Annotated in this window: 19 protein-coding genes; 1 reads left to right on the top strand and 18 read right to left on the bottom strand. The window is 71.4% G+C overall.

The window, feature by feature from the left end; translation table 11 throughout:
* Positions 1 to 265 precede the first annotated feature (265 nt).
* The 7 genes from WHN02_RS22005 to WHN02_RS22035 all read right to left on the bottom strand — a co-directional run bounded on the left by WHN02_RS22005 (position 266) and on the right by WHN02_RS22035 (position 7,755).
* Entirely contained in the window at positions 266 to 997 is a 732-nt protein-coding gene (locus WHN02_RS22005) for a cupin domain-containing protein (protein WP_434740599.1), read from the bottom strand.
* On the bottom strand, positions 994 to 1,959 hold the full coding sequence (locus WHN02_RS22010; protein ID WP_434740600.1) for a PmoA family protein: 966 nt from the start codon (positions 1,957 to 1,959) through the stop codon (positions 994 to 996). Before WHN02_RS22010 ends, WHN02_RS22005 begins: the two co-directional genes overlap by 4 nt.
* Positions 1,935 to 3,035, bottom strand: a complete 1,101-nt coding sequence (locus WHN02_RS22015) for a Gfo/Idh/MocA family protein (RefSeq protein WP_434740601.1) — start codon at positions 3,033 to 3,035, stop codon at positions 1,935 to 1,937. Before WHN02_RS22015 ends, WHN02_RS22010 begins: the two co-directional genes overlap by 25 nt.
* A 105-nt stretch (positions 3,036 to 3,140) precedes the next feature.
* Positions 3,141 to 4,445, bottom strand: a complete 1,305-nt coding sequence (locus WHN02_RS22020) for an ABC transporter substrate-binding protein (RefSeq protein ID WP_434740602.1) — start codon at positions 4,443 to 4,445, stop codon at positions 3,141 to 3,143.
* Positions 4,446 to 4,514: 69 nt separating this feature from the next.
* Entirely contained in the window at positions 4,515 to 5,432 is a 918-nt protein-coding gene (locus WHN02_RS22025; protein WP_434740603.1) for a carbohydrate ABC transporter permease, read from the bottom strand.
* Entirely contained in the window at positions 5,425 to 6,351 is a 927-nt protein-coding gene (locus WHN02_RS22030) for a carbohydrate ABC transporter permease (protein WP_434740604.1), read from the bottom strand. Before WHN02_RS22030 ends, WHN02_RS22025 begins: the two co-directional genes overlap by 8 nt.
* A gap of 255 nt (positions 6,352 to 6,606) precedes the next feature.
* Positions 6,607 to 7,755, bottom strand: a complete 1,149-nt coding sequence (locus WHN02_RS22035) for a LacI family DNA-binding transcriptional regulator (protein WP_434740605.1) — start codon at positions 7,753 to 7,755, stop codon at positions 6,607 to 6,609.
* Positions 7,756 to 7,884: 129 nt separating this feature from the next.
* Here WHN02_RS22035 and WHN02_RS22040 point away from each other — a divergent pair, with 129 nt between their 5' ends.
* The gene (locus tag WHN02_RS22040) at positions 7,885 to 8,943 is read left to right on the top strand and encodes a LacI family DNA-binding transcriptional regulator (protein ID WP_434740606.1); all 1,059 of its coding nucleotides are present in this window, start codon (positions 7,885 to 7,887) and stop codon (positions 8,941 to 8,943) included.
* Between the two features lie 48 nt (positions 8,944 to 8,991).
* Here WHN02_RS22040 and WHN02_RS22045 read toward each other — a convergent pair whose 3' ends face one another.
* From WHN02_RS22045 to WHN02_RS22095, 11 genes are all read right to left on the bottom strand, one after another.
* Positions 8,992 to 9,588 (bottom strand): LutC/YkgG family protein, encoded by a 597-nt coding sequence (locus tag WHN02_RS22045; protein ID WP_434740607.1) that lies wholly within the window; start codon positions 9,586 to 9,588, stop codon positions 8,992 to 8,994.
* Positions 9,585 to 10,994, bottom strand: a complete 1,410-nt coding sequence (locus WHN02_RS22050; protein ID WP_434744027.1) for a lactate utilization protein B — start codon at positions 10,992 to 10,994, stop codon at positions 9,585 to 9,587. The genes WHN02_RS22045 and WHN02_RS22050 overlap by 4 nt, the downstream gene beginning before the upstream one ends.
* Positions 10,995 to 11,011: 17 nt before the next feature.
* On the bottom strand, positions 11,012 to 11,785 hold the full coding sequence (locus WHN02_RS22055; protein WP_434740608.1) for a (Fe-S)-binding protein: 774 nt from the start codon (positions 11,783 to 11,785) through the stop codon (positions 11,012 to 11,014).
* 1 nt (position 11,786) lies between these two features.
* Positions 11,787 to 13,223: a rhamnulokinase gene (locus WHN02_RS22060; RefSeq protein ID WP_434740609.1), complete on the bottom strand. Its 1,437-nt coding sequence runs from the start codon at positions 13,221 to 13,223 to the stop codon at positions 11,787 to 11,789.
* Complete coding sequence (locus WHN02_RS22065; RefSeq protein ID WP_434740610.1) at positions 13,220 to 15,250, bottom strand: bifunctional aldolase/short-chain dehydrogenase; 2,031 nt, start codon at positions 15,248 to 15,250, stop codon at positions 13,220 to 13,222. Before WHN02_RS22065 ends, WHN02_RS22060 begins: the two co-directional genes overlap by 4 nt.
* Before the next feature lie 82 nt (positions 15,251 to 15,332).
* The gene (gene rhaI, locus WHN02_RS22070; protein ID WP_434740611.1) at positions 15,333 to 16,514 is read right to left on the bottom strand and encodes an L-rhamnose isomerase; all 1,182 of its coding nucleotides are present in this window, start codon (positions 16,512 to 16,514) and stop codon (positions 15,333 to 15,335) included.
* On the bottom strand, positions 16,511 to 16,852 hold the full coding sequence (locus WHN02_RS22075) for an L-rhamnose mutarotase (protein ID WP_434740612.1): 342 nt from the start codon (positions 16,850 to 16,852) through the stop codon (positions 16,511 to 16,513). The genes rhaI and WHN02_RS22075 overlap by 4 nt, the downstream gene beginning before the upstream one ends.
* 18 nt (positions 16,853 to 16,870) lie before the next feature.
* Positions 16,871 to 17,929 carry a rhamnose ABC transporter substrate-binding protein gene (gene rhaS, locus WHN02_RS22080; RefSeq protein WP_434740613.1) on the bottom strand — a complete coding sequence of 353 codons (1,059 nt, stop codon included), beginning with the start codon at positions 17,927 to 17,929 and terminating at the stop codon, positions 16,871 to 16,873.
* Positions 17,926 to 18,975 carry an ABC transporter permease gene (locus WHN02_RS22085; RefSeq protein ID WP_434740614.1) on the bottom strand — a complete coding sequence of 350 codons (1,050 nt, stop codon included), beginning with the start codon at positions 18,973 to 18,975 and terminating at the stop codon, positions 17,926 to 17,928. Before WHN02_RS22085 ends, rhaS begins: the two co-directional genes overlap by 4 nt.
* The gene (locus WHN02_RS22090) at positions 18,965 to 20,017 is read right to left on the bottom strand and encodes an ABC transporter permease (RefSeq protein ID WP_434740615.1); all 1,053 of its coding nucleotides are present in this window, start codon (positions 20,015 to 20,017) and stop codon (positions 18,965 to 18,967) included. The genes WHN02_RS22085 and WHN02_RS22090 overlap by 11 nt, the downstream gene beginning before the upstream one ends.
* Positions 20,014 to 21,513, bottom strand: coding sequence for a sugar ABC transporter ATP-binding protein (locus WHN02_RS22095; RefSeq protein ID WP_434740616.1), 1,500 nt, complete (start codon positions 21,511 to 21,513; stop codon positions 20,014 to 20,016). Before WHN02_RS22095 ends, WHN02_RS22090 begins: the two co-directional genes overlap by 4 nt.
* Between the last annotated feature and the right edge of the window lie 154 nt (positions 21,514 to 21,667).

Raw genomic sequence — 21,667 nt, forward strand, 5'->3', positions numbered from 1 at the left:
CAGCCGGACCACCTCGCCTGGCGGCGTTGATCAAGGGGTTTGGGTCACCAGCAGCCGGATCGGTGACGCAAATCCCTTGATCAACCCGGTGAGGAGGGAGGGCGGGGAGGCGGGAGGGCGGTGAGGCGGGGGGACCGTGACGCGGGGGGCGGTGAGGCGGGGGGGGTGCGGTCTTAGGGACGGGGCAGTTCCAAAGGGCCCGAACAGGGGTTGTCCCTTCCGACTGCGCAATGAAGGGTCTTCTCCACGCCGTCGCCCGAGCCCGTCACGGGCCCACCGGGCGGGAGACGTCGTGGGTGAGCAGGCGACCGCACATGCCCCACCGGGGCGGGTCGCTCGGCGGGGACTCGAGCAGCACCGACCGCCCCAGGTGGCTGCCGTCGCCGGCCTCCAACGCATCGAGGATCTCCCCGGTGTGCCGGACCTGCCGCTCGACGGCCTCCCGCCAGAGTTCCCGCCAGTTTCCCACCCGGGGGCGCACCAGGGCGACGGCGCTGCGGTACAGGTCGTGCAGGGGCGCGAGGTCGCCCTGGCGGGCACTGCCCACCAGACGCAGGAATCCGTCCAGGGCCAGGTCCCGGCGCTGTCGTACCGCCGCGTCGAGCTCGTCGGGGCCCGCCCCGGAGGGCAGGGTGGCCGCCGCCGCGTACCGGGCCGGGTCGGCCACCACCTCGGGCGGGAAGGTCATCACCGCATCACCGGCCTCCGGCAGGCCCGCGTTCTGCATCACCACCACGACCTGCAGGTCGCCGTGGTTGACCGCCCGGTGGACGGTGCCCGGGGTGAACCACACGGTCGACCCCGCCCGCAGGGGGGTCTCCCGGAACCCCGAGGCGTCCAGGGTCTGCAGGGCACCCGTACCGTTGATCACCACGTAGGCCTCCGTGGAGGCGGTGTGCAGGTGCGGGGTGCCTCCGGCCAGCCCGTCCGCGCACCGGCCCGAGTACACCGAGAGCCGGGTCACGGAGGTGCCGCCGGGGAACTCCGGCAGGCTCATGCCACCACGCCCCACACCGGTGACGCCGTCCGGGGACGGGTCAGGACGGCACGCGCCCGGTCGGCCAGGGCGGCGGTGCCGTCGTCGCCGTGGTCACCGGAGGCGACGAGGACGGCGTACCGGAAGGTGACCCGGTCCCCCGCCCCGAGCGCGAACTCCTCGCTGAAGAAGGGGGCCGGGCAGAGGCAGGCGAACTCCTCGCTGCGGGTGAACCACTGTGGAGGATGGTGCGGGTTGGCCGTGTCGTCGACCATCACGATCGTCGACGAACGCCCGGTCTCGTCGTGGCGACCCCGGAAGGCGAACCAGTCGGCCCGGGTGCCGCGAAGGTCGTCGGCGCCGGTCCCGGCCGGTGACTGGACCGTACCGCCGGTGAACGACCGGGGTCCGCGCCAGAACAGGCCGCCGTATCCGGCGTTCTCCCGACCCTTGGTGGTCGGAGAACCGATGTCCAGTGTCGCGCCGGACACGTTCGTCATCGTCGTCTCGAAGACCAGCACCCAGCTGGCGTCGTCCAGGACCGTGACGCCGAGGGCACGGTGCTCGTCGATGACCGCCCGGCCGTCCTGGGAGATCCAGTCCAACCGGTGGGCGATCTCCACCCGCCCGCCGGCCACCGACAGCTGCGTCATCTCCCGGTGCACCGCGCTGCCGTTGTTCTCCAGCTGTACGTAGGAGCTGCCGTGCACGTACGTCGGGCCGCCCCAGAAGTTGTGCTCCCCGACGTGCGGCAGTGACCACGCGATGCCCTTGTGCCAGACGTGGTCGTGCGGCCGCAACAAGGACACGACGTCACCGGCCAGGGTGCGGATCGGGTGCAGGTACGGCTTCGGCGACTCCAGGCGTACCGTGTCGGGCCGGTAGGTGTAGGTGAACAGCTGCAGGTCACCGGCGGACACCGTGACGTCGCGGCCCAGGGCGTGGTCGAGGTGGAGGTTCATCGGACGGTCGCCGGTTGCCATGGGGTACCCGTTCCGTTCATCCGCTGGGCGAAGGGGCTGCCGGAGTCGATCTGCCCCCGGTGGATCCGTTCCCCGGTGAACGCTGAGGCGTACAGCGCGGCGATGAACTCGACGGTCCGGCGGGTGTCGGCGAGGGTGACCGGCGGGGGTGTGCCGGCGTCGAGGGCGTCGTAGACGGCGGCGAGCTGCCCGGCGTGCCCACTGGTCGCCTCGGAGCGCGACCTGCCCCACTCGGTCTCGACCTCCGCGTGCCCGGGTGCCGCCGTCACCGTCCAGTCGTCGTCGCGGTAGCCGTAGAGGTGTTCGAGCTCGACGGTGGCGCGCTCGTAGTCGACGCGCAGGGCCGAGGTCTGCCGTGGGGAGACCACGGAGTTGACGACGGAGGCGACGGTGCCGTCGGTGAAGGTCACCAACGCCATCGACACGTCCTCGGTGTCGATGTGGCGGGCCCGGCGGGCGGCGATCGCGGTGACCGTCTCCCACTGCCCGAGCACCGACAGGAGCAGGTCGAACTGGTGGATGCCGTGGCCCATGGTCGGGCCGCCGCCCTCGGTCTCCCAGCGCCCCCGCCAGGGGACGTCGAAGTAGGCGTCGTCGCGGTACCACTGGGTCGTGCAGGTGGCCAGCAGCGAACGGCCCAGCAGCCCGGCGTCGGCCATCGCCCGCAGCCGCAGGGCGCCGGTGCCGAAACGGTGCTGGAAGACCGTGGCGACGTGGGCACCGGACTCCCCGGCGGCCGCGGCGAGGGTGTCGAGTTCGGCGAGCGACAGGGTGGGCGGCTTCTCCACCAGCACGGTGACCCCGGCCGCCAGGCACTGCAGGGCCAGCGGCGCGTGCGACGCGGGTGGGGTGCAGAGGTGGACGAGGTCCACGGGTTCCTCGCGCAGCAGTTCCGTCAGGTCCGGGTAGACCCTCGGCGTGCCCCAGGCCGCGGCGAAGTCACGGGCCCGGTCGGGGTCCACGTCGACGACCGCTGTCAGCTCGGCGCGGTCGTCGTGCTCGCCCAGGGCCCGGGCGTGGGCGGTGGCGATGCCTCCGGTGCCGACGATCGCCGTCCGGTGTCTCGGGTGGGACATGAGGTCCTGCTGCTCCTTGTCGCACGTTCGGCCGGGATCACTGTCGCGCCCGGTGTCGGGCGGGGTGGGGGTGGACGCGCGTGACGGGCGCCCACCCCCGGAGGGTCAGGCCGCGTCGATCTCCGCCTGCAGCTCGGCGATGAACCTCTCGGCCGCCTGCTGCGGGGTCATCCGGCCGAACAGGACCTCCTCGGTGTGCCGCTTGAGGATCCCCTCGATGCCGCTGGCCCCGTTGGGGGTGACCCGGGGCGGCTCGCTGACCGTGACGGTGTCGAGGAACTCGGCGGCGGCCTTGTCGGTGGCCGTCAGCTTCGGGGTGATGGCCGTGCGGATCTTCGGGTTGGCCGGTACGCCCCGGTCGGTCAGGAGGACCTCGGCGGCCTGCTGGTCGTTGGCGAGGAAGTCGACGAAGAGGGCGGCCTCCGCCGGGTGCTTCGACCGCGCCGAGACCGACCAGAACATGGAGGGCTTGTAGTACGCCCCGGCGTTGGCCGCCTCACCGGGCAGCCGGAGCAGCTTGAGGTTCTGGCCGCTGGCGGCGGCCAGCGAGGTGAGCTGGGTGTTCCACCAGGTGGCGAACGCCGAGGTGTTGGTGGCGGTGCCGGACTGGTCGAGGCCCGCACCGGCGCGTTCGATGGTGACCGACGGGGCGGGGGCGATCTTCTCCTTGGCCAGGTCGGCCAGGTACTGCCAGTAGGAGGCCAGTACCTGCGGCGGGATGGCGACGTTGCCCTCGGCGTCGTAGAGGGAGGCCTCGGCCTGGCGGGCCCAGATGTTGACCCCACCGGCGTCGAAGCCCCACGACTGCACCCCGGTGACGGTGCCGCCGCTGGCCTTGGAGACCTGCGCGCCGAGGGACTTCAGGTCGTCCCAGGTCCAGGTGGCGTCGTCGGGCAGGGGCACCTTGTACTGCGCGAGCAGGTCGGTGTTGACCACGATTGCGTACGTGGACAGGCCGGCCGGCAGGGCGTACTGCTTGCCGTCGATCTTGCCGGTGCCCAGGGCGTTGGGGTCGAAGTCGGCGGTGGACAGGTGCTTGCTCGCGGTGCCGAGGTCGAGCAGGGCACCCCGCTCGGCGTAGGAGGCGAGGTAGAGCTCGTCCATCTGGATGATGTCGGGGGCGTCGTTGGCGGCGACGGTGGTGGCGAGGCTGTCCCAGTAGCCGTTCCACTCCTTGAACTCACCCTTCACGGTGATGTTCGGATGGGCCTTCTGGAACAGCTCGATGACCTGCTGGGTGCGCTGGTGGCGGGCGTCGGAACCCCACCAGGTGAAACGGAGGGTGACCGGTTCCTCGGAGAGCTCGCCCGAGGCGTCGCCGCCGCCGGTGCCGCAGGCGGCGAGGACGGCCGTGGCGGCCATGGAGACCGCGAGGGCCAGCGCGGCCCGGCGGGACGGGATGTGACGCATGGAGGGTCCTTCCGGTGATGGCGTCTTCTGGTGGGGGTGCGGTGACGCAGCTGCGGGGACAGGGGCCGGCTACTTGATCCCCGTGGTGGCGATGCCCTTGATCAGGAAGCGCTGGCCGATCAGGAAGGCGAGGAAGATCGGGATCAGGGAGACCACGCTCATGGCGAACATGGAGCCCCACGAGGTGGCGACGGTGGAGTCGACGAACGACCGCAGCGCCACGGGGACCGTGTACATCTCGGGGTCGGTCAGGTAGATCAGCTGGCTGAAGAAGTCGTTCCAGGTCCAGATGAACGTGAAGATCGTCGTGGTGGCCAGCGCCGGCAGCATCAGGGGCAGGATGACCGACAGGAAGATGCGGGGGTGTCCGGCGCCGTCGATGCGGGCCGCCTCGTCCAGTTCCTGGGGTATCCCCCGGATGAACTGGACCATGAGGAAGACGAAGAACGCGTCGGTGGCGAGCAGCTTCGGCACGATCAGCGGCAGGAAGGTGTTCACCCATCCGACCTGGGAGAACATGATGTACTGCGGCACGATGATCACGTGGATGGGCAGCATGATCGTGCCCAGCATGATCGCGAACCACCAGCGCTTTCCGGTGAACTCCAGCCGGGCGAAGGCGTAGGCGGCCATCGAGCAGGACACGAGGTTGCCGATGATGGCGCCGAGGACGACGATCGCCGAGTTGATCATGTAGTGCCCGAAGGGCGAAGCGAGGGCCGTCCACCCCGAACCGTAGTTCTGGATCTGCAGGCCGTCCAGGACGAGACCGGGGCTGCGGAAGATCTCGTCGTTGGGCCGCAGCGAGCTGACCACCATCCACAGCACCGGGTAGAGCATGATCAACGCGAGCAGGATCAGGCCGAGGTGCTTGGCCACGGTCCGCGCGGTGACCGCCGCCGGCCGGGGGCGAGGTGTCCGGGCGCGAGGCGTCCGGGCGGCGGGGCGGGCGGTGGGGCCGGCGGGGAGTTCGTCGAGATCAGTCATCGTAGAAGACCCAATGTTTGGCAGCCCAGAAGTTGACGGCGGTGAACGCCCCGATGATCACCAGAAGCAGCCAGGCGAGGGCCGAGGCGTACCCCATGTCGAAGTTCTGGAATCCGCGCTGGTAGAGGTAGAGCGTGTAGAACAGCGTCGAGTCGGACGGCCCGCCGCTGCCGCCGGAGACGACGAACGCCTGGGTGAACGACTGGAACGCGTGGATGATCTGCAGGACCAGGTTGAAGAAGATGATCGGTGACAGCAGCGGCAGGGTGATCCTGCGGAACTGTGTCCACTTCGGGGCACCGTCCACCGATGCCGCCTCGTAGTACATGGTCGGGATCTGGCGCAGCCCGGCCAGGAAGATGATCATCGGGGCGCCGAAGGTCCAGACGTTCAGCACCACCAGCGTCGACAACGCCGTGTCGGGATCGGATATCCAGCCGCGACCCTGCACCCCGATCAGGCCCAGCACCTGGTTGACCATGCCCTCGGCGCCGAAGATCTGCCGCCACAGCACGGCGATCGCCACACTGGAGCCGAGCAGCGAGGGCAGGTAGAAGGCCGACCGGTAGAAGGACAGTCCCCGCAGGCCCCGATCCAGCAGCAGCGCCAACCCCAACGCGCAGGCCAGCTGCAACGGCACCGAGACCAGCACGTAGGTGAAGGTCACCCCGAGCGCCCGGTGCAGCCGCTCGTCGGCGAGCATCCGCTGGACGTTGTCCAGGCCGTTGAACTCCGGCGCCTCGATCAGGTTGTAGTCGGTGAAGCCGAGTACGAACGACACGGCGATCGGACCGGCGGTGATGAACAGCAGCCCGGCGAACCAGGGCAGCAGGAACAGGAAGGCGGCCCGGTTCTCCCGCTTCCGCCCAGGGCCACCCTTGGCGGCCCGCAGCCGCCGAAGCTCGCCGAGAGCAGTCACAGGCCCCTCCTTCACACAGGCGACGGGCTCCACGCACCCCGACCTGCGATGGCCACGATCGATGGGCGGAACGTCCCGGGAAAACGTATTCCGGGAAGTCTGCATCGGACGGAGACACCCGTCAAGGGTTTCCGCCCGATGGCCGTGGACCCTTCTCGGACACCACAGTGACATCGACTCCGACGACTGGTCGAGGGCCCGGAGGGCTACCGCGCGGTCACACCCTCCGAACTGGAGGAACTACGAAAGGGCACCTCAACGGTCACGGACGGTGGTGCTGTCGCGCACCACGAGACTGCCCCGCACCGTCAGCCGCTGCGGCCCGTCGACCCCGGACCGACCGGGCACCTCGACCTCCGAACAGCCGGACGCCTCGGCACCAGAAAGGCCGGGCACCTCGGCACCGAGACGGCCGGGCACCTCGGCACCGGGAACACCGAGCACCTCGGCACCGAGACGGCCGGGCACCTCGGCACCGGGACGAGGGGCCAGCGCGAGCCGGATCGACTCCGCGCCGATCCCGGCCAGGGGCAGGGCCACAGTGGTCAGTCGAGGCGTCACGTCCACCGCCAGCTGGATGTCGTCGAACCCGGTCACCGAGACGCGGGAGGGTACGTCGATCCCACCGGCCCGGCACGCCGACAGGGCCCCGACCGCGAGGAGGTCGTTCGCCGCGACGAACGCGTCGACCCCGTCGAGCCCCTCCCCGATCAGCCGGGCGGTGGCCTCGAACCCACCCCGGCGGCTGACCTCGCAGTTGACGACGCGTACGTCCTGCACGTCCACCCCGCCCGAGAGCAGACCCTCGACGAAACCCGAGGTACGGGCGCTGACGTTGGCCTTGTCGCGTGACCCGGCGAGGATCACCACCCGCCGGTGGCCGGTCTGCGCCAGGTGCACACCGACGGGCCGGGCCGAGCCACGGTCGTCGACGGTGATCGAGTCGAAGGGCATGTCGGTGTCGCCGAAGACGACCACCCGGCCGCCCTGCTGCTCGTAGGCGAGGAGCTCGTCGAGGAGCCGTCCGCCGAGCGCCCCGGCCTCGAACCGGCTGGAGGTCAGGACGAGAGCCCGGGGGCGTAGCGCACACAGCGTCCGTACCGTCTCGTACTGACGCTGCGGGGTGCCACCGGTGGAGGAGACACTGACGAACGACTCCACCGCGCGGGCCTGCCGCTCCATCGCGGCGACCACCATGCCGATCGTCGGCGTGGTGAGGTCGTCGGCGACCAACGCGATCGAGTCGCTCCTGCGCCGCATCGCGCGGGCCGAGATGTCGGAGGTGTACCGCAGTTCGGCGGCGGCCGCCAGGACCCTGCGCTCGTACTCGGGGGCGACGGTGCGCGAGCTGCCACCGAGCACCCGGGAGGCCGTCGCCACCGACACACCGGCCACCGCAGCCACGTCGCGGAGCGTGACGGTCGGCCTTGCTGGATGCGGCACCGCTACAGTTCCCCTCGAACCACACAGCACGTGGAACACCGCCCGACCCTGGCAGTGCGCCCCAGGATAGCCGTGGGCACAATCGTCGGCGTGAACGACGGGACCCGGGCGGACACGGGCCGCAGACCCGCGACCCTGCGCGACGTGGCCCGGGCGGCAGGCGTCTCGTACGCCACGGCGTCCCGAGCCCTCAACGGCAGCGACCGCACCGTACGCGCGGAGAACCTCGCCCGCGTGCACGCCGCCGCCGCGCAACTCGGCTACTCCCCGCACCTGTCGGCGCAGGCCATCGCCAGGGGTTCGACGAGCACCGCCGCCCTCGTCGTGAGCGACGTGAACGATCCGTACTTCTCCGCCATCGCCGCCGGTGTCACCGAAGCCGCCGAGGCCGCCGGTCTCATCGTCACCATGGCCGTCACGGACCGCTCCCCCGACCTCGAACTCCAGATCATCCGATCGCTGAGGGGCCAACGTCCCCGCGCGATCGTCATCGCCGGCAGTCGCATCGCCAGCGTCGACACCCGCGCCGAACTCGTCGACGAGTTGACCGCCTACTGCACGGCCGGCGGCCGGATCGCGGTGATCAGCCAGCAGGACCTTCCCTTCGACACCCTCTGCGTCGACAACTACGGCGGAGCGCGGCGACTGGCACTGGCGCTGGCGGCACAGGGCCACCGCACCTTCGCCGTCGTCCACGGCTCCGACGACATCCGCAGTTCCTCCGAGCGCCGTACCGGATTCACCGACGGCCTGCGGGAGGTCGGTCTCACAGTCGAACGGCGACACTCGATCGAGGTCGCGTTCGCCCGCGAGGGAGGCGCGGACGGGGCCCGCGCACTCGTCCAGCGGGGGGTCGAGGAGATCGACGTCGTCTTCGCCGTCAACGACGTGATGGCCATCGGCGCGATGACCGCCTTCCGCGACGCCGGGCTCACTCCGGGCACGGACGTCGGGGTCGCCGGGTTCGACGACATCGGGTCGGCGGTCGACGTCGTACCGGCTCTGACGACGGTCCGCGTACCGCTGCGGGAGGTGGGACTGACCGCGATGCGGGTAGCGCTCGACGACGGGGCCGCAGGCGTCATCCGGATCCCCACCGAGGTGGTGCTGCGGGAGAGCACGTCCGTCCGGCGTCGCGACCGCGACTGACGCCGGTTCCGGGAGACACGGTCCACCGCGTCGCGGTGTCTCCGGCGGTCAGGGCAGCAGGACGACGTGCAGGGTACGGGGGCCGTGCACGCCCTCGACCCGGTCGAGTTCGATGTCGCTGGTGGCCGACGGTCCGCTGATCCAGGTCAGTGGCCGGTACGGGGTGAGTCGGGTGAGCGCCTCCGGGACCCCGGCCACCACCTGGGCGGCGCGGACCACGCAGATGTGCAGGTCCGGCAGGAGGGTGATGACCCGGCGTCCCTGGTCGGCCGAGCCGTCCAGGACGACGGTGCCGGTCTCGGCGATGGCGACGGCGGCGGCGGTGACGACGCCGTCGGTGGCGGCGATCCGGGTGTCGTCGAGCCCGTCGTCGGGCAGCGCGGTCACCGTCGGTGGCAGCCAGGCCGGTGGCAGGCCCGGTGGGACGACGACCGTCGCGGACGCCGGCAGGATGTCGGCGATCGTGTCGGCGACCAGCGCCTCCGGCACGCGGTGCACCCGGGCGCGATAGTCGGTCAGCCGGTCCACCAGCAGGTCGACGTCGGGCGGTGCCTCCCGTCGGTAGTCGCGTGGGACCCGGACGGGCGCCCCGGGCTCGCCGACGGCGGCGCGCAGCCTGCCGAGGACCGTCTCCCGGCTGTTCATCGTTTCGACCACCATTCCCGGAACGTCTCCGCAGGAGGATCGGGCAGGTCACGGCTGGTGGTCCAGCCGGACAGCGGCGGTGGCAGGCCGCGGCCGCGTCGGCCGAGGAGCCGACTCGACCGGGCGGCGCGCTGGGCGGCCGCGTACAGGGCGGGGTGGTCCATCGTGTACGCGGCGGCGGCCATCGCCGTGGCCTCCGCGCGCGGGTGGGGTGCCCGGTCCCGGAGGTGCACCAGGAGGTCCGGGATGTTGATCTTCACGGGGCAGGCGTCGAAGCAGGCCCCGCAGAGCGACGAGGCGTAGGGCAGGGAGGCGTTGTCGGCGACCCCGGTCAGCTGCGGGGAGAGCACCGCCCCGATTGGACCCGGGTACACCGACCCGTAGGAGTGCCCGCCGGTGCGCTCGTACACCGGGCAGACGTTCAGGCAGGCCGAGCAGCGGATGCAGTGCAGCGCCGACCGACCCACCTCGTCGGCGAGGACGGCGCTGCGCCCGTTGTCGAGCAGCACCAGGTGGAACGCCTGCGGCCCGTCGCCCGGGGTCACGCCCGTCCACATCGAGGTGTACGGGTTCATCCGCTCCCCCGTCGACGCCCGGGGCAGCAGTTGCAGGAACACCTCCAGGTCGCGCCAGGTCGGCACCACCTTCTCCACACCCATCACGGTGATCAGCGTCTCCGGCAGGGTCAGACACATCCGCCCGTTGCCCTCGGACTCCACCACGGCGAGGGTGCCGGTCTCCGCGACGGCGAAGTTCGCCCCGGAGACCGCCACCGGCGTGGACAGGAACGTCTCCCGTAGGAACCGACGCGCCGCCGCCGCCAACACCGCCGGCTCGTCGGTCAACGCCGGGTCCACCCCCGGCATCGCCCGGAGGAAGATCTCCCGGATCTCGGCCCGGTTTCGGTGGATCGCCGGCACCAGGATGTGGCTCGGCCGGTCGTCACCGAGCTGCACGATGAGTTCGGCCAGATCGGTCTCGACAGCGCCGATCCCGGCGGCGGCGAGGGCATCGTTCAGGCCGATCTCCTGGGTCACCATCGACTTCACCTTGATCACCCGGTCGGTGCCGGTGGCCGCGACGAGGTCGGTGACGATCCCGTTCGCCTCCGTCGCGTCGGCGGCCCAGTGCACCACTCCCCCGGCGGCCGTGACCCGCGCCTCCAGTTGTTCGAGCAGCTCCGGAAGGCGTGCCAGGACGTCGGCCTTGATCGCCGAACCGGCCTCCCGCAGCTGTTCCCAGTCCGGCACCTCGGCGATCACCGCACCGGACTTCGCGCGGATCGTCGCTGTGGCGTGCCCCAGGTTGCGGCGCAGTTGCGGGTCGGCGAGGGCCTGCCGCGCGGCGTCCGGGAACGGCTGCGTGCCCCGCAGGTGCCCCACCCCGGCGGGGGCGGTGGCCGGCATGCCGAGGAAGGTCCGGGTCACGACCGCACCACCGGGTCACTCCGTTCGTCGACGACGCCGCCCTGCTCGGTCGACGCCAGGATCTCCGCCAGGTGCACGGTCCGCACCCCGGTCCGCAGCCGGGACAACCCGCCGCCGATGTGCATCAGGCACGACACGTCCCCCGCCGTGCAGACGTCCGCGCCGGTGGAGAGGACGTGACGCATCTTGTCCGCCAGCATCGCCGTCGACGTGTCGGCGTTCTTCACCGCGAAGGTCCCCCCGAACCCACAGCACTGGTCGGCCGCCGGCAACTCGACCAGGTCGAGTCCGCGTACCCTGCGCAACAGTCGCAGCGGCCGGTCCCCCACCCGCAGCATCCGCAGGGAGTGACACGTCGGGTGGTAGGTCACCCGGTGCGCAAAGTAGGCACCGACGTCGGTCACCCCGAGCACGTCCACCAGCAGCTCCGACAGCTCGTACGTCCGCCCGGCCACCGACTCGGCCCGGGACGCCAACCGCTGGTCACCCGCCCGCCGGGCCACCGTCGCGTGCTGGTGGCGCACCGCCCCGGCGCACGACCCCGACGGCGTCACGATCACGTCGTACGGGTCGAACACCCGCGCGTACCGGCGCACCAGGGGCAACGCCTCCCGCTGGTAACCGGTGTTGACGTGCATCTGCCCGCAGCAGGTCTGTCCCTCGGGGAAGTCGACCTCGTGTCCCAGACGTTCCAACAGCCGGACCGTCGCCTTGGCCGCCTCGGGGAACACGGTGTCCGCCAGGCAGGTCACGAACAACGCGATCCGCACGTCACACCTCCGCCCGCACAGCGATCGACCGTGCCGCCACGGAACCCCGGTCGGGTTGGTAGCGCACGATCGGCTGAGTCTGCCGCACCAGGCGCCGCAGCGCAGCCAGGTCACCGTCGACCGTACCGACCGCGCGGGCCTGCACCAGCACGTTGCCGATCGCGGTGGCCTCGACCGGTCCGGCGAGTACCGGCAGCCCACAGGCGTCCGCGGTGAGCTGGCAGAGCAGGGTGTTGCGGGCTCCGCCGCCGACGATGTGCACCGCGTCCACGTGGCGGCCGGTGAGGTCCTGCACCCGGTGGACCGCGTGACGGTGGGCGATCGCCAGGCTGTCGACGATGCAGCGGACGACGGCGGCCGGTGACTGTGGCACCGGTTGCCCGGTGCGGCGGCACGCGTCGGCGACCCGGGTGGGCATCCCGCCCGGCGGCAGGAACGACGGGTCGTCGATGTCGACGACGCTGCGGAACCCGGGTTCCCGGGCGGCGGCGGCGAGCAGGTCCGACAGGTCGGGGTCACCCCAGCTGCGCAGGCACTCCTGCAACGGCCACAGCCCCGTCACGTTGCGCAGGTAGCGGATGGTGCCGTCGACGCCGCCCTCGTTGGTGAAGTTCGCCTGTCGACCGGCCTCGGTGAGCACGGGTCGGTCCAGTTCGACGCCGACCAGCGACCAGGTGCCGCAGGAGATGTAGGCGAAGTGGTCGCCGTCGGCCGGTACGGCGACCACTGCCGAGGCGGTGTCGTGGGACCCGACGGCCACCACCTGCGGCGAACCGGGCAGGTCCAGCTCGGGCAGGGCCGGTCCGACCAGCGTCCCGGGCTCGCGCAGCGGTGGGAGGAGCCGCCGGGGTATGCCGGCGTCGGCGATCAGGTCGTCCGCCCAGGCGCGGGTGTTCAGGTCGTACAGCTGGGTGGTGGAGGCGTTGGTGACCTCGGCCCCGATCCGCCCGGTGAGCCAGTAGGTGATCAGATCCGGGATCATGAGCAGCCGGTCGGCGACGGCGAGTTGCGGGGTGCCGGCGGCGGCCGCGAGTTGGTAGAGGGTGTTGAAGGGCAGCTGCGCCAGCCCGGTGGTGGCGTAGAGACGCTCGGCGCCGAGCCGTCGCGTCACCCGCTCCAGGACCCCGTCGGTGCGGGTGTCCCGGTAGTGCACCGGGTTGCCCAGCAGCGCACCGGCGGCGTCGAGCAGTCCGTAGTCGACAGCCCAGGAGTCGACGCCGACACCGGCCACGGGTCCGGCCGCGCGGAGCCCGGCCAGGACCTCGCGGAAGATGCCCAGGACGTCCCAGTGCAGCGTCCCGCCGACCCGCACCGGCTCGTTGGCGAACCGGTGGGCCACCGTCACCCGGAGGGTGTCCGGGCCGACCCGTCCACTGACCACCCGGCCGCTGGCCGCCCCGAGGTCGACGGCCGCGACGTCCGCCTGCCGCGCCGTCACCGCAGGAAGGCGGCGGGTACGCCGGCGTCGACCGGGATGTGCAGTCCGGTGGTGTGCGACAGGTCGCCGGCGGTGAGCACGAAGACCGCGTTGGCGATGTGCTCCGGCAGCACCTCCCGCTTGAGCAGTGTCCGTTGGGCGTAGAACTCGCCGAGCTTCTCCTCCGGTACGCCGTACACGGCGGCCCGGTCGGCACCCCAACCGCCGGCGAAGATCCCGGAGCCCCGGACCACCCCGTCGGGGTTGACGCCGTTGACCCGGATGCCGTGCGCGCCCAGTTCGGCGGCGAGCAGCCGTACCTGGTGGGCCTGGTCGGCCTTCGCCGCACCGTACGCGACGTTGTTGGGGCCGGCGAAGACCGCGTTCTTGCTGGCGATGTAGACGACGTCGCCGCCCATGCCCTGGGCCACGAGGACCCGGGCGGTCTCCCGGGCGACCAGGAACGACCCCCTGGCCATCACGTCGTGTTGCAGGTCCCAGTCGTGGACGGTGGTGTCCAGCAGCGACTTCGACAGTGACAGGCCGGCGTTGTTGACCACCAGGTCGACGCCGCCGAAGGCGAGCACAGCGGCCTGGACGGCGGCGGCGACCCGGTCCTCGTCGGTGACGTCGAGCGCGACGGCGACGGCGGTGTCCGGGCCACCGATCTCGGCGGCGACGGTCTCGGCGGCGTGGGCGTCCCGGTCGGTGACCACGACGCACGCGCCCTCGGCGGCGAGCCGGTGGGCGACCGCCCGGCCGATGCCGGAGCCGGCACCGGTGACCAGGGCGATCCGGGTGGCCAGGGGCTTGGGCTTCGGTCTGCGCCGAAGCTTGGCCTCCTCCAGCGCCCAGTACTCGATGCGGAACTTCTCCGCCTCGTCGATCGGGGCGTAGGTGGACACCGACTCGGCGCCGCGCATCACGTTGACGGCGTTGACGTAGAACTCCCCGGCGACCCGCGCGGTCTGCTTGTCGGCGCCGAAGCTGAACATGCCGACGCCGGGCACCAGCACGACGGCGGGGTCGGCACCCCGCAGGGGCGGGCTGTCCGGCTCGGCGTGCCGCTGGTGGTAGGCGCGGTAGTCGTCGCGGTAGGCGGCGTGCAGGTCCCTGAGCCGGGCGACGGTCTCCGAAAGTCCTGCGGTGGGCGGCAGGTCGAGCACCATCGGGCGGACCTTGGTGCGCAGGAAGTGGTCCGGGCAGGAGGTGCCGAGGGCGGCCAACTCCGCCATCCGCTCCCGGCCGACGAAGTCGAGCACCACCTCGTCGTCGGTGTAGTGGGCCACCTGCGCCCGGTCGGTGGAGGCCAGACCGCGCAGGATCGGAAGGAGTACGGCGGCGCGGGCCCGCCGGTCCGAGGCGGGCAGCGGCGGGATCGCCAGGCTGCCGAACGGCTCGGCCCGGCCGTGTTCGGCGAGGTACCGGGCCGCGCCGGCGATGATCTCCCGGGAGTTGGCCTCGCACTCGTCGCTCGTCGCACCCCAGGCGGTGATGCCGTGCCCGCCCAGGATGACGCCGATGGCCTGCGGGTTGTCCCGTTGCACCGCGGCGATGTCGAGGCCCAGTTGGAACCCGGGGCGACGCCACGGCACCCAGAGCACCCGGTCGCCGAAGATCTTGACGGTCAGCTCGGGTCCGTCCGCGGCGGTGGCGATCGCGATGCCCGAGTCGGGGTGCAGGTGGTCGACGTGCGGCACGTCGACCAGACAGTGCATCGCGGTGTCGATGGAGGGTGCCGCCCCACCGCGCCCGTGCAGGCAGTAGTCGAAGGCGGTGACCATCTCGTCCTCACGCTCCACCCCGGGGTAGACGTCGACGAGGCTGCGGAGCCGGTCCAGCCGGAGCACCGCCAGGCCGTCCTCGGTGAGGGTGCCGAGGTCGCCGCCGGAGCCCTTGACCCAGAGCAGGTCGGCGGGTTCGCCGGTCACCGGATCGGTCTGCACGCCCTTGGCGGAGGTGTTGCCGCCGGCGTAGTTGGTGTTCGCCGGGTCGGCACCGAGTCGGTTGCTGCGGGCCAACAGGTCACGCACCACGGGATTGGTCATGGTGTCCTTCCGGGTTCTCGGGGTGCGCGCGGGCGCGCGGGTGGCGTGGATCCGGTCGACGTGGTGGGTGCGGGCCGGGGTGTCAGGCACCCCAACCCGCCTGGTGTCCGCCGACCCGCTCGCCGGTGACCCGTTCGAGGTGCCCGGAACGCTTGTACGCGGCGACCGGGTCCGGGTCCAGGCCCCGGTCCGCCCGCTCCTCACGCAGCAACGGCCGGACGTCGGTGTGGTACGCGTCCATCAGCACGGCGTTGGCCTCCAGCACGTCCCCGCTGCGCTGGGCGGCGGCCAACGCCGCCGCGTCCACCAGCAGTGCCTTCGCCGTCGCCTCCTGGACGTTGAGGACCGACCGGATGACCGCCTGCACCTTCGGTTCGATGTTGTGGCACTGGTCGAGCATGAACGCGATGCCGGCCGACGGGGTCAGGGCGTCGGCCTGGACGATCTCGTGCATGATCCGGAACAGTTGGAACGGGTCCGCCGCCCCCGCCATCAGGTCGTCGTCGGCGTAGAACCGCGAGTTGAAGTCGAACGCGCCCAGCTTCCCGGCGCGCAGCAGGAACGCCACTATGAACTCGATGTTGGTGCCCGGCGCGTGGTGGCCGGTGTCGATCACCACCTGGGCCCGGTCCCCCAGGTCGAGGCAGTGGGCGTACGCGGTGCCCCAGTCGGGCACGTCGGTCAGGTAGAACGCGGGCTCGAAGAGCTTGTACTCCAGCAGCATCCGCTGGTCGCCGGTGAGCCTGTCGTACGTCTCCCGCAGCGCCGCCGCCAGCCGGTCCTGACGTTCCCGGACGTTGTCCTGCCCGGGATAGTTGGTGCCGTCGGAGAACCACAGTTTGAGGTCCCGGGAGCCGGTGACGTCCATGACGTCGACGCACTCCAGCAGGTGCCCGATCGCCCTGCGCCGTACCGCCGGGTCGGGGTTGGTGACCGACCCCAGCCGGTAGGCGTCGTCCTGGAACACGTTGGCGTTGATCGTGCCCAGTCCGACGCCCTGCTCCTCGGCGTAGGCGGCCAGGGCGGCGTAGTCGTCGACCCGGTCCCAGGGGATGTGCAGCGCCACAGTCGGCGCGACGCCGGTGAAGCGGTGCACCGTCGCCGCGTCCGCCACCTTCTCGTACGGGTCGCGGGGCACCCCCGGCTGCGCGAACACCTTGAACCGGGTACCCGAGTTGCCGTACGCCCAGGACGGCGTCTCGATGCGCTGCCCCCGCAGTGCGTCGAGGACCCGCCGCCGCGTACCCGGGTCGATCTCCGTCATCGTCGCTCCCCCAGTTGCTCTTCGAGATGGAAGATCTCGGTCAGGACGCGGAACCCCTGGTCGGGTCGTCCACCGGGCAGGTCGGCGAAGAACGGCGCCATCTCGGCCTGCCACCGGGCGTTGACCTCGGTCGCCTCCATGGCCGCCTGGGCGGCGTCGAGGTCCTCGGTGAGGAGACAGCCGACCAGCAGTCCGTCGTCGCGGAGGAAGAGTGAGTAGTCGTGCCAGCCCGCCTGCTTGAGCGCGACCAGCATGTCGGGCCAGACGGCGGCGTGGCGGCGCCGGTACTCCGCCATCCGCTCCGGCCTGACCTGAAGGGTGAAACAGACCCGGCGCATGCCACACCTACCCGCGCTCTAGAAGTCGAACTGGTCGATGTTGGACGCGGTGAATTCGAACGGGTCGCCCAGCAGGACCTCGCCGTTCGCGCCGAGGGTGAACTCGCCGAGCCTGCCGGCGGTGAACGTCTCCCCCTCCTTGCCGGTGATGATCCCGGAGGCCAGCGCCGCACCGGTGTACGCGGCGAGGTAGCCGAGGTCGGTCGGGTTCCACAGGGCGAACGCCTCGACGGTGCCGTCCTTGACGTACTCGCGCATCTGGTTGGGCGTACCGAGGCCGGTCAGCTGCACCCTGCCCTTGTACGACGAGCCGGACAGGTACCGGGCCGCTGCGGCGACACCGACGGTGGTCGGCGAGACGATGCCCTTGAGGTTCGGGTACGTCGACAGCAGCCCCTGCGCCTCCTGGAACGACTTCTCGTCCTGGTCGTCGCCGTAGACGGTGGCCACGAGGGTGAGCCTGCTGTACTCCGGCTTGGCCAGTTCGGTCTTCATCAACTCGATCCAGGCGTTCTGGTTCGTCGCGTTGGCGGTGGCCGACAGGATGGCGATCTCGCCGCCCTCCGGGCCGACCGCGTCCGAGATCAGCTTGATCTGGGCCTGGGCGATCCCCTCCGGGCTGGCCTGGTTGACGAACGCGTCCCGGCACTCCGGCTTGGTGTCGGAGTCGTAGGTGACGACCTTCGCCCCGCCGGTCCGGGCCTCGGTCAGCGAGCCGCAGACCGCGTCCTGGTCGTTGGCCGCGATGACGATGACGTCGGTCCCCTGCTGGGACAGCGTGTTGATGTACGACACCTGCGCCGACGGGCTCGCCTCGGACGGGCCGGTCTGGGCGTACCGGCCCTTGAACTCCTCGACGGCCGGCCGACCGCCCTTGTTGTCCGAGGTGTCGAAGTACGGGTTGTTGACCTGCTTGGGCAGGAAGGTCACCTTCAGTCCCTCCCTGATGGTGCCGGAGGCGTTGCCACCGGATCCGTTCTCCCGGCCGGTGCCGGTCTCCTCGGCGCAGGCACCGAGGGTGAGTGCCACGGCGGCGAGGACGGCCGTCGTGACGACGCGGGTACGCCTGATGCTCATGAGGGCTTCCTTTCGGTGGTGGTGGCGGGTCGGCGTCGGCGGAGTCGCTCGCGGGTCATGCGTACGGCGTTCGTTCCGACGACGGAGAGGATGAGCAGCGTTCCGGTGACGATGGTCAGCGCGTTCGCCGGCACGTCGGCCAGTTGCAGCGCGTTGCGCAGGACACCGAGCAGGGCCACCGCCGCGAGTACGCCGACGAGGCCGCCCCGGCCGCCGAAGATGGAGACGCCGCCGAGCAGCACTGCGGCGACCACCGCCAGTTCCAGGCCGGTCGCGTTGTCGGCGCGGGCGCTGGCGAACCGGAACGTCCAGAAGACGCCCGCCAGCGCCGACATCGCCCCGGTGGCGACGAAGAGCCAGAACTTGGTGCGCCGCACCGCGACACCGGCGAAGGTGGCCGCCTCGGCGTTGTTTCCGATCGCGTAGAGCGAACGGCCGACCGGGGTGGCGTAGAGCAGCACGCCGAACCCGACGGCGAGGGCGGCCAGGACCAGCACGAACCAGGGGACGACGGTGCCCGGGACGGGGGCCACGGCGTTCTGCGTCCAGGCCGGCGGGTAGTCGGCGACCGCCCGGTCCCCGAGGACGACGTACGCCAGGCCACGGTAGAGCGCCAAGGTGCCGATGGTGACCGCCAGCGACGGCAGGCCGAACACCGTGACGAAGACCCCGTTGACGGCGCCGAGGACCGCACCGAGCAGCAGGCTCACCACGATCAGCACCGGCAACGAGGTGACCCCGAGGTGCCAGAGTTGACCGAGCACGGAGCAGGTCAGGCCGACGGTGCTCGCCACCGACAGGTCGATCTCGCCGGTGATGACGACGAGGGTCATCGGCAGCGCGATCAGGGCGATCGGGATCGCCTCCAGCGCCAGGAACCGGTAGAACCGGGGGCTGCCGACGCCCTCGACGGTGGCGGTGGCGACGAGGACGACGACGAGGACCGTGAGGATCAGGACCGCGTCCCACGAACCGACGAGGCGCCGCCAGGCGGGCGGCCTGCCGTCGACGGTGTGCGCCGGGGCGGCCAGGGTGTCAGTAGCCACGGGTCCTGCCTCCTCGCAGACGACGTGCCATCCGGACGGCGAGCGCCCGGTCGAGCCCGATGGCGGCCAGGATGAGCACGCCGACGGCGGCGCGCTGCCAGAACGGGCTGACCCCGAGGACCGGTAGGGCGCTGCCGATGGTGGTGAGCAGGACTGCGCCGAGCGCGGCACCGTACACCGACCCGCTGCCACCGAAGATCGCGACGCCGCCGACCACCACCGCCGCCACCACGTTCAGTTCGATACCGAGTCCGGCGTTGGCGTCGACGGTGCCGAACCGGGCCGCGTAGAGCACCCCGGCCAGTCCGGCGAGCGCGCCGTTGGCCACGAAGGCGAAGAACACCCGCCGCCCCACCGGGATGCCGGAGAGCCGGGCGGCCTCCGGGTCGGAGCCGATCGCGTACAGCTCCCGGCCGCTGCGGTAGTTCGTGAGCAGGTACCCGGCGGCGACCAGGACCGCCACGGCGAAGAGGGCGAGCACCGGGACGCCGAGCACTGTGGCGTTGCCCATCCGCAGGAACTCCCGTGGCATGTCGGCGGCGTTGATCTGCCGTCCGGTGGCCCAGGTGTGGTCCAGGCCCCGGAACACGTACAGCGTGCCGAGGGTCACCACCAGGGCCGGTACCCGGGCGGTGGCGATCAGGCCGCCGTTGACCGCTCCGCAGGCGGCCCCGAGGGCGACACCGGCCAGGACGGCGAGCGGGATCGGGATCCCGGGTTCGCCGACGAACAGGACGCCGGTGGCGAACGCGGTGAGGCCGAGGATCGAGCCGACGGAGAGGTCGACGTTGCGGGTGATGATCACGATCGCCTGGCCGACCGCGAGGATCGCCAGGATCGTGGAGCCGAGCAGCAGGTCCTTGACGTTCTGCGCGGACAGGAACCGGTGGTTCACCCCGAAGGTCACCGCGATCAGGAGCACCAACGCCAGCAGGATGCCCAGTTCGCGGACCACGAAGAGCCGGTGGGTCAGCCGGGCTGTGGACTCCGGTGCGGGCGTACCGGTCGGGGCGTCCGGTGGGCGGACGTCTCGGGTGGTCATCCGGCGGCCTCCCGCTGCCCGGTCGCGGCGAACATGACGCTCTCCTCGTCGGCCCGATCCCGGGGGATCTCGGCGACCAGGCGACCTTCGTGCATGACGAGCACCCGGTCGGCCATGCCGAGCACCTCCGGCAGCTCGCTGGAGATCATCAGCACCGCGAGGCCCTCGGCGGCGAGCTGGGACAGCAGGCGGTGCACCTCGGCCTTGGTCCCGACGTCGATGCCGCGGGTGGGTTCGTCGACGACGAGCACGCGCGGATCGGTGGACAACCACTTGGCCAGCACGACCTTCTGCTGGTTGCCGCCGGAGAGGGTGGAGACCGGATCACTGTTGCGGGCGGCCTTGACCTGCAGACGCCGGGTCCAGTCCGCAGCCGACCGCCGCTCGGTGCCGCCGAAGAGCAACCCCAGTCGACTCAGCGCCCACCGTCGCGGCAGGGTGGTGTTGCGCTCGATCGACAGCTCCATCACCAGCCCCTGCTGGCGGCGGTCCTCCGGGACCAGGGCCAGTCCCGCGGCGATCGCCGCCGGTGGGTCGCCGGGGCGGAGCGTGCCGCCGTCGACGCTGACCTCGCCGGCGTCGTAGCGGTCGACGCCGAAGATCGCCCGGGCCACCTCACTGCGGCCGGCGCCGACGAGTCCGGCGAGCGCGACGATCTCACCGGCGCGCACCGTGAAGGAGACGTCGTCGAAGTAGCCGTGCCGGGTCAGTCCCCGCACCTGCAGGCGTACCTCGCCCGGTGTGGTCTCCGTCTTGGGGTACAGCGCGGAGACGTCGCGGCCGACCATGGTCCGGACGACACCGTCGACGGTGAGCCCGCCGATCTCGTCGGTGGCGATCCACCGTCCGTCGCGCATCACGGTGACCCGTTGGCAGAGGGCGAACACCTCGTCGAAGCGGTGCGAGATGAACAGGATGGCCGCCCCGTTCTCTCTGAGGGCGCGGGCCACGGCGAAGAGCCGCTCCACCTCGACGCCGGAGAGCGCCGCCGTCGGTTCGTCCATCACCAACACCCGCGCGTCGAAGGAGAGCGCCTTGGCGATCTCGACGAGTTGCTGGTCGGCGATGGACAGGCCACGGGCCGGCCGGGCCGGGTCGATCCGGACTCCCAGGCGGGTGAACAACTCGTCGGTGCGGGTCCGCATGGCTGCGGTGTCGATCCGGCGCAGCCCCCTGCGCGGCTGTCGGCCCATGAAGATGTTCTCGGCGACCGACAGGTCCGGGAAGAGGGTCGGCTCCTGGTAGATCACCGCGACTCCGGCCGCGCGGGCGTCGGCGGGTCCGGTGAAGACGACCGGCTCGCCGTCGAGCAGCATCCGGCCCGCGTCCGGCCCGTGCACCCCGGCCAGGATTTTGACCAGTGTGGACTTCCCGGCACCGTTCTCACCGACCAGGGCGTGCGCCTCGCCGGCGAACAGCTCCAGGCGGGCGTCGCGGAGCGCGGCGACCGCCCCGAACGACTTGTCGACGCCCTCCAGCGCGAGAACGGGATGCACCTGGCCTCCTTCGGCAGGTGGGCGGATGACCGGCGAACACCGATGAAACGTTTCACGGAAGTGTCGACTGTAGGCGTGACCTGAGGCACGGTCAAGGGTTTCGCCGACCCCCGTCTCCCCTGTGGAGGGACCCTGTCACGCGCGGAGAACACCA

The sequence above is a fragment of the Micromonospora sp. SH-82 genome (genome assembly GCF_051132485.1).
GTDB lineage: Bacteria > Actinomycetota > Actinomycetes > Mycobacteriales > Micromonosporaceae > Micromonospora.

Bases quoted from the DNA above. Each gene is read 5' to 3' on its own strand.
- rhaS (WP_434740613.1), bottom strand. From the start codon at position 17,929: ATGAGCATCAGGCGTACCCGCGTCGTCACGACGGCCGTCCTCGCCGCC.
- WHN02_RS22020 (WP_434740602.1), bottom strand. From the start codon at position 4,445: ATGCGTCACATCCCGTCCCGCCGGGCCGCGCTGGCCCTCGCGGTCTCC.
- WHN02_RS22065 (WP_434740610.1), bottom strand. From the start codon at position 15,250: ATGACCAATCCCGTGGTGCGTGACCTGTTGGCCCGCAGCAACCGACTC.
- WHN02_RS22015 (WP_434740601.1), bottom strand. From the start codon at position 3,035: ATGTCCCACCCGAGACACCGGACGGCGATCGTCGGCACCGGAGGCATC.
- rhaI (WP_434740611.1), bottom strand. From the start codon at position 16,514: ATGACGGAGATCGACCCGGGTACGCGGCGGCGGGTCCTCGACGCACTG.
- WHN02_RS22010 (WP_434740600.1), bottom strand. From the start codon at position 1,959: ATGGCAACCGGCGACCGTCCGATGAACCTCCACCTCGACCACGCCCTG.
- WHN02_RS22090 (WP_434740615.1), bottom strand. From the start codon at position 20,017: ATGACCACCCGAGACGTCCGCCCACCGGACGCCCCGACCGGTACGCCC.
- WHN02_RS22045 (WP_434740607.1), bottom strand. From the start codon at position 9,588: ATGAACAGCCGGGAGACGGTCCTCGGCAGGCTGCGCGCCGCCGTCGGC.
- WHN02_RS22025 (WP_434740603.1), bottom strand. From the start codon at position 5,432: ATGACTGATCTCGACGAACTCCCCGCCGGCCCCACCGCCCGCCCCGCC.
- WHN02_RS22005 (WP_434740599.1), bottom strand. From the start codon at position 997: ATGAGCCTGCCGGAGTTCCCCGGCGGCACCTCCGTGACCCGGCTCTCG.
- WHN02_RS22050 (WP_434744027.1), bottom strand. From the start codon at position 10,994: ATGCCGGCCACCGCCCCCGCCGGGGTGGGGCACCTGCGGGGCACGCAG.
- WHN02_RS22075 (WP_434740612.1), bottom strand. From the start codon at position 16,852: ATGCGCCGGGTCTGTTTCACCCTTCAGGTCAGGCCGGAGCGGATGGCG.